Source organism: Ornithinibacillus scapharcae TW25 (assembly GCF_000190475.1).
In the GTDB taxonomy this organism is placed as follows: domain Bacteria; phylum Bacillota; class Bacilli; order Bacillales; family Amphibacillaceae; genus Ornithinibacillus; species Ornithinibacillus scapharcae.
Genome location: NZ_AEWH01000005.1, coordinates 1 through 13,764, shown reverse-complemented (window position 1 = coordinate 13,764; position 13,764 = coordinate 1). Strand labels below are relative to the sequence as shown.

Sequence of the window (13,764 nt, the reverse complement as noted above, 5' to 3'; positions counted from 1 at the left end):
GGGTTCATTTAGACCTAAATGAAGTGAATTATAATAATCATTATGTTTCATGGACATCAGCTGAAAAATTAGAAGATTTATATTGGTTTAATTCATCGTGTGATCATACAATAATTACAGCTGAAGCAACAAAAGATAATCCAGGAATTAGTATTAAGGGTTTTATAGAAGCAATGAAATATGATAATAAAAATTTTGAATTAAACTCACCGGCTATCAGAGCGGAACAAGAAGTGATTTTTCCATTACAAGAAAAATCAGTATTAAGCATTGAAAAAATTAAAAAGAGATGAGTAATGACATTAATTCTAGCAACAGAAGGATTTTTTTGATGTTAAATAATAGTTTTAGTAACCACTTATCTCCATAAAACTTTCTCCTTCCCCACGTAACTTAGTTCCTCCCTGATGTAACCAAGTTGGTTTCTGAGCGGGAAAGTGAGCAGGAAGAGTAGCGGGTAGTCATATATATATTCAATCGGTTTTTTCAACAAAAATCAATCAAAACTCGAGGCTGGGTCCATTAGTGGCCCAGTCTTTTTGTATTGTCCAATAGTCACTACTCTCTTTTCCGATAAGGGTTCCTACTAACGAGGTAAAGGGAAGAAGTATTAGTATAATGGATTAAAAAAATTATTTTATGTGACTTGCCATGCAACCTATTAGATCTTTATTCCAAATAAAATCAAAACATAGAGTTAGGCATGGAAAAGAAAGCTCTAACACCTGTACATCCTCAATCTATGACAAAAGAAGGATACAATTAATAATTTTGCAAGACCTCGAACATGTTGATTGTTCTAAATAGTGATATTTAAGGATAGACAAATCTAATATAAAGAGAATAACAATCAAAGAAATGAGGCGATTTCATGAAAGTAAATGATTTAATTTTTCACATTAACAATAAGAGGGATTCCTATCAACGCCATTTTGAAAGTACAAAGAACGTTAAAATACAACTATTCGGGTATTTGTTGAAGGAAATTGGTTGGGATATTACGAAACCATTTCAATGTGTTTTTGAATTCCCGGAGATTGAGGATAAAGCCGCAAATGGGGTATTATTCAATCGACATGTCGAACCTATTGTTATGTTCGAGACTAAGGGGATTAAAGAAAACTTAGACAAGCATATCGAACAAACCAAAAAGTTTTTCTGTGTTGAAAACTCGATAAAGGTTGCCATCCTATCAAATATGGTTGATATTTACTTCTTCTCGGATTTTGAAACTTCAGGTGTAATGGATGAAATACCGTTTTACAAGATTCACCTTCCATCTTTCACTCAAAAAGACGTTGATTTTTTGGAACAGTTTCAACGAGATTATTTCTTGAATCATTTTCAAGAGCTTTATGCCAAATGGAAGGAACAATACGTATTTTAAATGGAGTCTATCTCCATGATATAAAGTACGCACCTCTGCCAAAAAGTTAGTTTCCATAGCAAAGAGTTGGAATAGAGGACACATATCAAGGGATTTTAGGGCTATTTCCTAATCAAATTCTATGTCAGGTCGGGCTGGATCCAATAGTGATTCAGTCCTTTTTCATTTTTTAAATAATCTTACAGTCCCTTACCAATAGTAGTTTCGACGGTTTTCAATATCCTTTCCATCCATCATCCTCACCCTTTCAATCCAACGGATTTTCAATCTCTATTCAGTGTGTTTCTTAACTGTGATACCATCCTCAATCTGTTACATTTCCTCTTTGTTCTTCACTTCTCTTCTTTCCATTCCGGGAAGGACTATAAAAGATACATATAGTAGACGAGTAGAAAACATAAGAAGGATGAGAGTAGAGTTGTGTTATAAATATTTTGAATATATGGTAAAATTAAGAGGGGTTAAAGAGCTTGTGAAGAAAAGTACTTGCACTAACGAAGCAGTTTAGTTGAAGAATCGTCTTTAGCTCATATTCAACAATCGTGCGATATTGTTGCAGATATAAAGATAGGTTGATATTACATCAACCTATCTTTAAAGATTTTTAGGATGCGGCGATTAATTCGCAAGATATATCAAAAAACAAATGAAGAACCTTGATATCCTATAATTAAAGGAGGTACCTTCGTTGTATAATCATGAAATTATAATTAAGAAAATTATATTGTATGTGGAAGAAAACCTACATAAACCACTTACTTTGGAAAATATTGCAGCACAATCAAATTTTTCAAAGTATCACTTTCATCGAATATTCCAATCCACGGTTGGCATGACGATAACTGAATATATTCGGTTAAGAAGATTGGCTAATGCTTCTTCCGCCTTGCTTTACACAAGTGAACGCATTCTTGATATCGCTTTATATTATCAGTTTGAATCACAAGAATCATTTACAAGAGCATTTAAAGAGATTTATAAGCTACCACCTGGAAAATATCGCAGAATGATGTCAGAAATGATTAAAATTAAGGAGGAAACCAATATGGAGACAAAGGTAAAAGGTTGGTTTTTAAGTGGATCGAATCCATTTAATTACGAAATGGGGATTGACCATGAAGTTGTTCATCAGGGGAAAGCATCAGGTTATTTAAAATCCAAAACAGTGTTAGATTCAACTGAATTCGCTACCATGATGCAAACATTTAGGGCTAATCAGTTTGTTGGAAAACGTATTAGACTCTCTTGTTTCATCCGTACGGAAGAGGTAGATGCGTACGCTGGGATGTGGATGCGAGTAGACGACACAATGGAAGATGTTCTTCAATTTGATAATATGAGTAATCGCCCCATTAAAGGAACAACAAACTGGAACCATTATTCTATTATTTTGGATGTTCCAACCCAAAGTGCTGTTATTTCATTTGGTATCATTCTGTCTGGACAAGGAACTGTATGGGCAGATCAATTCACTTTTGAAGAAGTGAATGAAAGTATTCCTACAACTAATATAGAGGTGCATGGTGAACTGCTGGACGAGCCAGTAAATTTATCGTTTGACGAAGAAATATGATTTTAGGAAGGGTGATAACATGGCTATTTCTGGTAAAAAGGCTGCCGTTTTAAGTATTATAGTTATAATTGCAATTATGGCTGTAAAGTTGGTAGGAATTAACACGCTTGTTCATTACTTAAAGTTTTGGTGAAAATATTGCTTAACTATACCGCAATCGGGGTATTTTCTTTAATAAAAATGTGTCTTTTTGCATGGTCAACACATTAAAGTGACTAAGTTTATTGATGTGGAAAAAAGATTGTGAATTATTGTACTTAGAGTAACGGGTGCTTTACTTGAACAAGCCAAATTTACAATAAAGTGAGCTTAATTGTTTAAATAAAACAATTTTGTTTATAGAAAAACGCTAATCAATTGTTATATAAGCATTTTATATTTACGAACTTTAATGTAATTAGACAGTTGCTGTTATCTCCCTGATACTTTCACCTTCCCTACGTAACTTTGTTCTTCCCTGATGGAACTCAGTTGGTTTCCGAATCGGAAGGGAACGGGGGGGTACGCTATGTACTCGGATAGTTTTTCAATCATCATCCAATAGGGATGTTCAATCCCAAGTCAATAAAAAGTCGGGCTGGATCCAATAGTGATTCAGTCCTTTTCTTTTTTGTTCAATATCTCTTCAGTCCCTTACCAATAGTAGCTTTAAGCGGTATTCAATATCTTTTCCAGTCATTATCCTCACTTTATCAATCCAACGGATTTCCAATCTCTATTCAGTATGTTTCCTAACTGTAACTTAATCCTCAAATTGTTACATTTTCTATTTTCTCTTCATTCTTCTTTTATCCATTCAGGGAAAAACTTAATTACAATGGCAGAATATTCGATACAACCCAGACGGGTTAATTCTGGTCAAATTCGGGTGTTTTAGGGAAGAACTTTATAACATTGCCTTCAGGCTTAGAAATGGGGTTGAAGCCTTGGGGGATAGGGGATGGAGGGGGATTTGGTTTGGGAACGACTTAGAAACAGATACATATGATAACAATTGTCCGGTAACATTATAGTTTGTACATTTACATTATAGTTCGTAAATTTACAATAAAGTTGGTAAATTTCATTTTAACCCTCTGTTCTAAAATACGGAATAGAGGGTTTTTTATATAGTTACTTTGTAGTGATTTATTATTTTAAAATTTATCGGGGTTGATTGTTGATGAAACTAAAAATTGGGTATTTATGTTAAAATACATATAACATTTAGAATATTAAGTACTTAATCTAACGGGGCAGTTTAGTTGAAGAAGGGGGAGATTCTTTTGAGAAAAAAGGTTTCTAATGGGTTGATTATGATAATTATCATAATTGGAGCCGTTATTTATTATCCGATTTCGAAAGAACCTATTAAAGAAACAGATACCATCATAACGGATAAAAATGGAAACGTAGTAGAACCAATTAATAGTGACAACGATAACATTGGTCATTAATGAATATTAATAAATACAAAAAATACAAATGAAACTGATTTATCTGGAAGGCTGGTTTGCCAACTTATAAATTCGATTATTGAAGAATCGGGTACAAGAGTGGAATAATGGATCATCAAATTGCTGGTCTATATTTATTGATGATTTTCTAGAAAATTATGTTAACACATATACAATAAAGATCTTGTAGTAAAGGAGCAGGTTAGTGGAAGAAATAGCAAGTGGGTTTAACTAGGAGAAGTGTCGATTACATTAAGGAAGACACCGAGGTGTCTTCTGTTTTTTAATTAAGAATACCGATAAATTAGGATTTATTTACTTAACATTATACTTATTTTCGGATTGAGGGATCTAATCGGGGAGTATATACAAACCAAGTAATGCTTGCTGTTAATAATGTTGACGAAATTAAAGCTGTAAGAACACTATATGTTTGCCAAATTAGTATCGTTGACCAATCGAAGGCAAAAAACATTATACACTGGGCAATCGTAGCGATTAGGAAAACAATTGTTACGATTGTTCTCTTTTTTTTCATTGGCTGCTGCTCATTCGTTTTCCTTCGGCGTAATCCTAAGAGAATTAGCAAAACGGCCAATAGGCAAAGAATAATTGTGATAGACGACAAAATGATATCCAAAAGCTGTGTGCCGCTTATTTCATATGACTGATTTAGATTGCCGTCTAATATATCTTTAACTTTTAGTACCAGGTTTATATTGGTATTTGTGCCGTTGCTCAGCAAGCAGATGGCTGTTCTTTCATTTAGCAGTATGGCTACTTGGGTTCTGAAATTTGGATTGCCCCCAGTGTGCTCTATAATCGTTTGGTCGGCGTTTACCGACCAGCCTGCCGCATAATACATATCGTTGACAGCCGAAACAGACATATCACCCCTATGTGATTTTTCGATAACCGTGTGAAATATATCGGGTATGTCCTGCACGATACCCATCTGTATGCCCATCCAACGCGCCATATCTTTTGTATTAGAAATGATGTAGGCTGCTGGTTTATTTCCAGCATAATCCGGAGCTTTAAATGGAGTTGTCATAAAAAAGGAAGAACGGTAGCCCTGTGCCAACTGTCCAGTGGCTTGAGCATCTTCTTTATAAAGATACGTCTGGTGAAGACCTAACGGCTGCAATACCTGTTCCCTCATAAAATCTTCATAGCTTTGTCGCGATACAATCTCAATAACCAAACCCAATATGTCATAATTAACGGTTCCATAGTTATACTGTTCACCGGGAGGGAACGCCAATTCAGCATCTACGAGCATTTCCACAGTCTTTTGCAACATATCCGGTGTATTGCCTTGTGGAATATTTTGAGTATGCTTAATATTCGTTAGACCACTGGTATGGTGAAGAAAGTTATTTAGTGTAAGACTTTGCATATCAACAGGTTTCCCTTGATACTTCAAAGTAAACCAAGGTAAATATTTTTGGACAGGGTCAGTCATTGAGAGTAGTCCTTGCTCTTCCAACAGCAAAATACCCATACCGGTAAAACCTTTACTGACCGAGGCTAACTCATAGAGTGTATTTTCACTTGCAGACAACCCCTTTTCACGGTCTGCATACCCTGAGGAAAAGTAGAACACTTCATCATCAGCAAGTATTGAGATTGACATTCCCGGCACACCAGATATACGACGGGCATCATCTAGCAACGCTTGTATTGCCGCAGATTTCGAATTTGATAGCGCATAACTTTGTGTTACGAAGCCTGAGAATAATATAAATATCGTTAATACAAAAACAATAGTCTTTTTCATACACTCTCCTTTTGTATTATAAGGTTATAAATAACTTATTTTTATAACTATAAACTAAACCCTAATTTATCTTTCTATTTACCTTCATAATATCAAATAATTGCGAATGGTTACAATTAACTAACGGTTAGCTTTAGTTGAACAAGAATAAAGATATACATCTCTCTGGGGTTATCCATTTTCTAAATGGGTAGAAGCATACACGGATTTAGTTGAAAGTCTTATAGTGTAATACAGCAAATCATATTGCATAAACGGGTGCAATAGTAAAATAATACGGAATATTATGTTAATATCAAGGTATAAAGATGTTGTACTAACGGAGCAGGTTAGTTGAAGAAGGGGTATCTTTAATTAAATTGAAGCGTTCTAAATGATATATCGGAAAGTGGGGAGAAATATGTCAAGAAGTGAACTTATTTCAGATATAGTAGATAAAATCTTATGTTTAAAAAGAACTCATCCAATTAGAGTAGGGGTAAGTGGAATAACGTCATCTGGCAAGACAACGCTTGCTAATGAGATTACGGAAGAACTTCGAAGAAGAAATAGAGATGTTATCAGGACGAGTATAGACAATTTTCATAACCCAAAAGTTATCCGATATAGACAAGGTAGGGAATCGGCTATGGGGTATTACGAAGATGCCCATGATTATGATGCCTTTAAACAGAAGCTTTTAATACCTTTAGGTCCAGGGGGAAACCTTCAATATCAAATAGAGTCTTTAGATTTGGGAACGGATGAATATGTAAATCCAGAAATACAAACAGCAAATATTGATACCGTTTTTGTTATTGATGGAACGTTCTTATTTAAAACGGATTTAATTGACCTATTCGATTTTAAAATATTTGTTGAAACTGACTTTGAGTTAGCCAGAAAAAGAGGTGCTATAAGAGAAGAAATGGCACTTGGAGGTTATAAAAAAGCTGAAGAAATGTTCCTAAAAAGGTATCACGTTGCGTCGAAATTATATTTAGAACAACACGCACCACAACTTAATGCAGATATAGTTATAAATAATGATAATTTTGATAACCCATTCATTGTATAACAAATTTTCTTATTGAACTAACGGGTGCAATAGTTAAACAAGGTGATCCAAGTGGCATCGCCTTTTTATTATGGTTAAAATTTATTTCTTATTTTCGGAATATTATGTTAATGTTTAGATAAAAGTTATTAAGCTAACAGGGCAGTTTAGTTAGGGTAGATTAAGAATTTAAAGGATTATTGGGAGGTAGAATGGGTTGGTAAATATAACTGATACTATAACTAAATATTTGGATTTTCTTAATTTACATTTGGAGAAGCCATCATATAACTATTTAGAACAAATTTGTAATGCTCAATTAAATACTTTTCCTTTTGAGAATATCAGCAAACTACTGTACTTTAGAAATCATAATTATAGTAATTTTGAGATACCTTCATTTGAGTTATTTATTAAGAATTATAGGGAATACAATTTTGGAGGAACTTGCTATACCCTAAATTCTAACCTAATGATTTTATTAAGGGAATTAGGTTTTGATTGTTATCACGTTATGCTTGGAGAAGAACATATGGGCATTATAGTGAAAATTGATAATGAACGTATCTATGTTGATTGTGGCGCAGCTGCTCCTTTTTTTAAACCAGTACGTTTTGAGAATGACTTTGAAAATATCGCCTCTTTTGGTAAAGATGCAGTATATATATTACCTGAAGGGCAACAAGGAAGGTATAAATATGTTCGCTTCAATAATGGTGAACAAAGCGGAAAAACATGGCACTTTAATTCTCACAAGGAAGCTAAAGTTAGTGATTTTAATGATGTAATAGAAAAATCAAATAAACCTAGCGCCCCATTTATGACTATTTTAAGATGCCAACTATATCAGACTCATAAACAAAGAAGTGTATCTTTAGTAAATAATAAGTTCGGTATTCGCTATTCGAATGGTGAAACATCTGTTAAAACTTTATTCTCATCAGATGAAATAATATCAGTCCTCTCAGAAGAATTTATGTTACCAAAACTACCAGTTAAAGAAGCGATTGAAGTATTAAAAACATTACATATAGATATTTTTGCGCAAAGCACAAATTAGATAACGGGTGTAATAGTTAAATAAGTTTATCTAACTAGGTAACCTTATTTTATGTTAAAATTCAAATCATATTTTTGGAATATTATTCTCGTGTTATGTTAGATGTTCTTAAACTATAAGGGAAGGGCCGTTGAAGAAGAAAACCCTTAATAGAAGGAGAGAAATGATTGAAAAGAGTTGATGTTGCATATGTACTATTATTTGATGAGAAAAATAAGAAGGTATTGATGGTAAAAAATAAAGGACAAAACTCATCCTATTATACACTTCCTGGTGGTGCAGTAGAATATGGAGAAACGCTAGAGGAAGCTGCAATTCGTGAGGTTAAAGAAGAAACTGGCTTAGATGTTAAAATAGAAGGCATTTTTACTGTAAGTGAGGCATTCTTTGAAGAAAGAGGGCATCACACTATTCTTTTCACTTTTATTGGAAAAATAATAGGGGGAGAAATGAGCATCTCCTTTCCGGAAGAAATTGAAGAAATTACTTGGATGGAACTGGATTTGGCAGAAAATAGCATACTTATACCAATTGAATTGAAAGGGTTAATAAACAAAAAATCTTCAGTACCATATATTTTTAGAGGAAATGTCGTTCAAAAATAAAATAAGTCTTATTAAACCAGCTAATAGATAATCGTCTCTTATTGCACTAATCAGGTGCTTTAATTGAACAAGCATAAATTTACAATAAAGTGAGCTTAATTATTTTATTTAAAACAATTAGGCTTTTTATTCTCCCAAATATATCTATAGAAAGTGGGGGGGATTTACCAAGTTTAATGTAATTAATATTTTCCGACCATGGAAATTGCAAACGAGGCAAGTTTGTAGATAAGCTAGGAATCTAGGGAGAATAGATTATGAATGGAATACTGAACAAACTTAAAGAAGCTGGTGTACATAGCATAAAAAGTGACGGACAAATAATCTTGGAAATACTAGAAGATAACTTGATTCAAGCTGACCTAATCGATAATCTTATATATGATCTCTTAATTAAAACGAAATACAGCAGTTATAAAAAAGTGTTGCTAGAATGTCCTAGAATTCATTTAGTACAATTAAAACGTACTATGGATAAGATGAAGATTATAGGTGAAAGAGTTATTTATAAAAGATCTTTAGGAAATTCAATAGATATTGAGGGTTTAGATTACGACGTATGGTCAATTACTGAGAAAAATTCTCTTTCATTTCTATCTGAAGTAATGGATAGAAATATGGATGATGTTGAAAAGTTTTTAATGAGTATGAGAACCGAACTACCATTACAAGTTCAGAAAATGTACACTATCTATAAAGTTGATAATGATCCTATTGGAGTGGTCTTTCCTCACCTCGAACCAGATAAGGACAACGAAGGACGTATTTTTTGGATAGGTATTCATCCTAAATTTCGTGGAAAAGGGTTGGGCAAGAACCTACACCGCATAGGGTTATATAGATTGAAAAATGATTTTAAAGCAAAGTCTTATTTAGGTGCTACCGAGATTAATAACAATTCAATGAGAAAAATAATGACATACAATGGATGTCTCGAAAATCAAAATACAGTTATTTCATTAGCGTTTTCTAACAATCTATTTGGTGACTAATTTTATTTATCTAGCTGGAGGATTATTACATAGAACTGCTTTTTGTACAAGGAGCAGTTTTTTAACAGGGCTTTATTTTGAAGGAGGCTATTATAAGGAGACTTTGTTAGTTTGGTATCATTTGTAATACTTCCATTTCAATTTTAAATAATGTGCCAGGATCCACCCTTTCTCGTGAGGCGGATTATATGCTATATCTACATGCGAGACCAGAGGTTGCGGTAGCTACAAAAGCATATACAGCATGATTGCTGTATTAGCAATCCTAGCAGTGGAGTTGTAAGTATCATATAGTGTTTGCACCAAAATATAGAAGGCAAATAATAGACGGAAAGTACAAAAAAGAATTGGTCAAATTATAGAAGATTTTTGTGAACGTAAAGACGTGATCATACACTAAGCAAGTGTTGTCCGGACATGTTAGTAAGTATCCCGCCTAAGTTAATTGTTTCTCAATTTATGGAATATTTAAAAGGGAAGAGTAGTTTAATGATATTTGGTAAACATGCCAATTTAAAATATAAATATGGAAATCGGAAATTTTGGTATCGAGTCTCTATGTTGATATAGTGGGCAGAAACAGAAATCAAATTCAAGAATACATTAGAAATCAGCTGAAAGAAGACTACATGTTTGATTAATAACTAGATTCTAAGAATATGATCCGATTACAGGAGCAAAAAACTGAGAAGCAAGAGATTCTTTTAGAATCAGTGAGTGAATGGTGTTGCAAGAGGGGGAACCATTCGGTAGGCTTTTCAGGCTGAGGCCGCTAATAGAGGTTTACGGCCGCAGAGCAAACCACCAGTTCACACTGGTGGTTTGTGAAACAGTTAACTGTGGAATATTTGTACCCTTTCCATATGTAATAAAGGCATCAATAACAACCAAAGATGTCAAAACATTTATTGGTACTATACAAATCAAACGTACAATCGAATTATATAGTTCCTGTCTTACTATTGAAAAACCTAATACTTTATGCATGTTTTCTTAGGTTTGAGAAATTACTTTTTCGAGTTTAATAGGAGAATTTGTATTGATAAATAATTCATCTAAGAAAAAATGAAAATTGTTTTTATTAGATTTAATTCTTTCTAACAGCATTATAAAACCGCTAGCGCCAGTACTATAATCACAGCTAAACCTGTACATGAGTGAGCCAGGAAATCCTAATCCTTCACCATCATCTTTTAATAAAAATTGTTGTATATTATTAATAATTTCACAGGTTTTGTTATAATATTTCCTGTCATTAGTAAATTGATAATAATCCAAAAGTGTATTTGCAATACCTGTGAGACCTGAATATAATCCTAATTCTGTAGCTAAGACACAATTTAAACCATTACCTAATTTTACCACCTCTTCTTTCAATATTGAATCGTTAAATAGGTGATAATATCTAATTGCTACTGCAGCCACACCAGCGGTCCCTTCTGAAAAGTAAGGATAGAGGAAATTAGGCTTATCAACAGAAGAAGGGAACCCATAGCCATAATTTATTTCATGGCCATACTCGATTTCCTCTAGTAAAATTTTTTTGCCAAATTTAGCATATTTACCTGAATTAGTTATTACTGACAGATACAGCAAAAATAAAGAGATACCTGATCTACCGTTGGAAATCCCTACTTTTTTTATACTATTTATTTCAGTACTATTTAAAATAGACTCCCCAATATCTATTGCTTTATACAAATAATCTCTTTCTCCTATCATTAAATAAGTCTTTAGATATAACATACCTATTCCAGATAGTCCATTTCCTAAATCTAATTTAGTAACAGTATTCTGTCTTTCTGAGATAATATTCAATAGCCTTCTTGATTGTTCTGTTGCATTTTGTTCTAAATAGTACCAACAGATTCCCGCTAAACCAGTATTCAGGTTAATCTGTATGTTGTTATGATTCTCATTAATAATATGATTATATTTCCTTGATAGTTCTATATCATAATCAATTTTACAGTAATCTAGTGCTCTTAATACTCCTGCGGTCCCATGAGTTATAGATAGAAATTCTCTTGCCATGAAATCACTCGGAAAAAATTGATTTTCACCATTTAGTGTATTTTTAAGAATAAATTTTCCGATTTTATTAATCTTATTATCAATATCATTTTCGAGCTGAATATTTTTACTGAATTTTAAATTTGGTTGTATATCAATAACCACGCTAATAAATTCATTTACATTAGTTTTTTCATTAGTATTATTTAGCAATGTTATTAGTTTTCGAAACTCTTTCGGCAATGAATATTTATCTTCCAAGTACCTTAAACAGGGATCGTAGAAATCCTTTCTCAATTCAACAATATTAGAGCTTGGAGTTAACAAATAGAATATCAAAAATCCCAAACTTACATAATCTCGCCTAAAGTCTTCCGGATTTTCTATTTGACTACTGAAACCAATAGTACTAAAAGAATATTTTTCAATATTGCTATCCAAATCTGTTGAACTATCAAAATCTATAAATATCGGTTCTAAACTATCCGTTATAACTATATTATCCGGACTAATATCTCCAACAATAATATTTGAATCATGTAGTTTTCCAATACTTTTTAATAATTGACTAATAATTCGAATTATTTTTTGTAGTATTGATTAAAGTCCTCCAAAGAGGCATTGGGCGTAACAAATGGATTTTCAGCTGCTACGAATTCTTTAATTGTTTTTCCTTCAATATAACTTTCAACTAAATACGCATGTTCCCATTCTTTAAAAAAGTCTATAGGATTAGGGGAGACATTTAGAGTTTTAATTTTATTTAAAATAGCATATTCAGTCTCTTTTAAATCTAATGCATCTTTATATTTCCCATGTTGAACTGTATAAGGTCTTGCTTCTTTAATAATGACTAAACGATTGTTATTTAATAAATCATAAGCTAAATAAGTTCCTCCTGCATTACTAAAACGTAAAACTTTATTAATCTTGTATTTGTTATTTAATAGGAGTTCCTTATTAGGTTTTTTTTCTTCCGATCTAAAAGGATCCTTGACCCAGCTAGGTAATTGAAAAACCGGTTTCCTATCGTCTATAAAAACTTTACCATCCTTCGTTTTTAAAATTTGGACATCTTTATCATCTATTACAACTGAACTAACACTTATGCTACCATATCTATAATAAACAATCCCCTTTTCCCCGTATCGTCTATCAGTTAGAATATAGGGCCCGTTATAGTCTTTTAATTTATCGTAAAGAATAGAAATGAGAAATTTAAAATGTTTTTCACTTTCTGGATATATTGTAATGAATTTTCCTGAACTTCCTCTAGGAGCAGCTTTATTTTGACTAGCATCAAAAATCTCTTTATCCATCAAACACTTAAATGCCACTTCATGTTCATAGCAAATTTTAGAAACTTCTTTTAATATATTTTCACTATCCCAAATGGTCCCAGAGATGTGAATTTTCCAACCGTATTCTAAGAATTTGTAATCTTTAGGGGCGCATGAAATATAAATTCTATCTGTCATTATAAACCATGTCTTTTTATCAAGGATTTCTTCAATAATATTTAAAAATCTTTATTAAATTTATAGAATTCGAATGGTAAATAGAATTTTTTACTAGGTAATAAATAAAAAGTCGAGTTTGCTGTCACACTAATACGTCCCCCTTATAAATAATATATGTCTAAGTTTGACTGGGAAAATTAAAGATACGGTGACTGTTATATGGGACAATTCTTGAAGCTTACAATTAGAGATCGTGTAAGTATATATGTAATTTATTTGAGGGAGAGAATAATAATAGAGAAGTACATTCTTTTCTCAATTATCTTATATTAGATAGAAAAGAACTTATCTAACCAAGGTACTTACTTGATTTAATTACACCCCAGTTCTGCAACGGAGACAAGAAATACTCGCAGAACTAT

At 32.6% G+C, this 13,764-nt stretch carries 10 protein-coding genes and 3 pseudogenes; 10 read left to right on the top strand and 3 right to left on the bottom strand.

Annotated elements, in window-relative coordinates; genetic code table 11:
- The 4 genes and pseudogenes from G5W_RS0101215 to G5W_RS23910 all read left to right on the top strand — a co-directional run.
- Nucleotides 1-293 (top strand): annotated as a pseudogene (locus tag G5W_RS0101215) (hypothetical protein); the annotation flags it as partial.
- Nucleotides 294-871: 578 nt separating this feature from the next.
- Nucleotides 872-1,387 (top strand): hypothetical protein, encoded by a 516-nt coding sequence (locus G5W_RS0101210; protein WP_010093511.1) that lies wholly within the window; start codon nt 872-874, stop codon nt 1,385-1,387.
- 688 nt (nt 1,388-2,075) lie between these two features.
- Nucleotides 2,076-2,960: a helix-turn-helix domain-containing protein gene (locus G5W_RS0101205; RefSeq protein ID WP_010093510.1), complete on the top strand. Its 885-nt coding sequence runs from the start codon at nt 2,076-2,078 to the stop codon at nt 2,958-2,960.
- Nucleotides 2,961-4,225: 1,265 nt separating this feature from the next.
- The gene (locus G5W_RS23910) at nt 4,226-4,396 is read left to right on the top strand and encodes a hypothetical protein (RefSeq protein ID WP_010093506.1); all 171 of its coding nucleotides are present in this window, start codon (nt 4,226-4,228) and stop codon (nt 4,394-4,396) included.
- Between the two features lie 331 nt (nt 4,397-4,727).
- On the opposite strand, the gene G5W_RS0101190 is transcribed toward G5W_RS23910, so the two are convergent.
- A complete protein-coding gene (locus G5W_RS0101190) occupies nt 4,728-6,176 on the bottom strand; it encodes a serine hydrolase domain-containing protein (RefSeq protein WP_010093505.1) in 1,449 nt (482 codons plus the stop codon).
- Nucleotides 6,177-6,576: 400 nt separating this feature from the next.
- Between G5W_RS0101190 and G5W_RS0101185 the strand changes: the two genes are divergently transcribed.
- The 6 genes and pseudogenes from G5W_RS0101185 (at nt 6,577) to tnpA (ending at nt 10,524) form a co-directional block, all read left to right on the top strand.
- Nucleotides 6,577-7,233, top strand: a complete 657-nt coding sequence (locus G5W_RS0101185) for a nucleoside/nucleotide kinase family protein (RefSeq protein ID WP_010093504.1) — start codon at nt 6,577-6,579, stop codon at nt 7,231-7,233.
- 196 nt (nt 7,234-7,429) lie between these two features.
- Nucleotides 7,430-8,272: an arylamine N-acetyltransferase gene (locus G5W_RS0101180; RefSeq protein WP_010093503.1), complete on the top strand. Its 843-nt coding sequence runs from the start codon at nt 7,430-7,432 to the stop codon at nt 8,270-8,272.
- 167 nt (nt 8,273-8,439) lie between these two features.
- The gene (locus G5W_RS0101175; protein WP_010093502.1) at nt 8,440-8,877 is read left to right on the top strand and encodes an NUDIX hydrolase; all 438 of its coding nucleotides are present in this window, start codon (nt 8,440-8,442) and stop codon (nt 8,875-8,877) included.
- 257 nt (nt 8,878-9,134) lie between these two features.
- The gene (locus tag G5W_RS0101170; protein WP_010093501.1) at nt 9,135-9,869 is read left to right on the top strand and encodes a GNAT family N-acetyltransferase; all 735 of its coding nucleotides are present in this window, start codon (nt 9,135-9,137) and stop codon (nt 9,867-9,869) included.
- Nucleotides 9,870-10,012: 143 nt separating this feature from the next.
- Nucleotides 10,013-10,140 (top strand): annotated as a pseudogene (locus G5W_RS24100) (hypothetical protein); the annotation flags it as partial.
- 19 nt (nt 10,141-10,159) lie between these two features.
- Nucleotides 10,160-10,524: pseudogene (tnpA, locus tag G5W_RS23060) on the top strand (IS200/IS605 family transposase).
- Between the two features lie 338 nt (nt 10,525-10,862).
- On the opposite strand, the gene G5W_RS0101165 reads toward tnpA, so the two are convergent.
- Together G5W_RS0101165 and G5W_RS0101160 are read right to left on the bottom strand one after the other, a co-directional pair.
- Nucleotides 10,863-12,323: a lanthionine synthetase C family protein gene (locus G5W_RS0101165; RefSeq protein WP_157998033.1), complete on the bottom strand. Its 1,461-nt coding sequence runs from the start codon at nt 12,321-12,323 to the stop codon at nt 10,863-10,865.
- Between the two features lie 140 nt (nt 12,324-12,463).
- Complete coding sequence (locus tag G5W_RS0101160; protein ID WP_474647513.1) at nt 12,464-13,363, bottom strand: class III lanthionine synthetase LanKC N-terminal domain-containing protein; 900 nt, start codon at nt 13,361-13,363, stop codon at nt 12,464-12,466.
- Between the last annotated feature and the right edge of the window lie 401 nt (nt 13,364-13,764).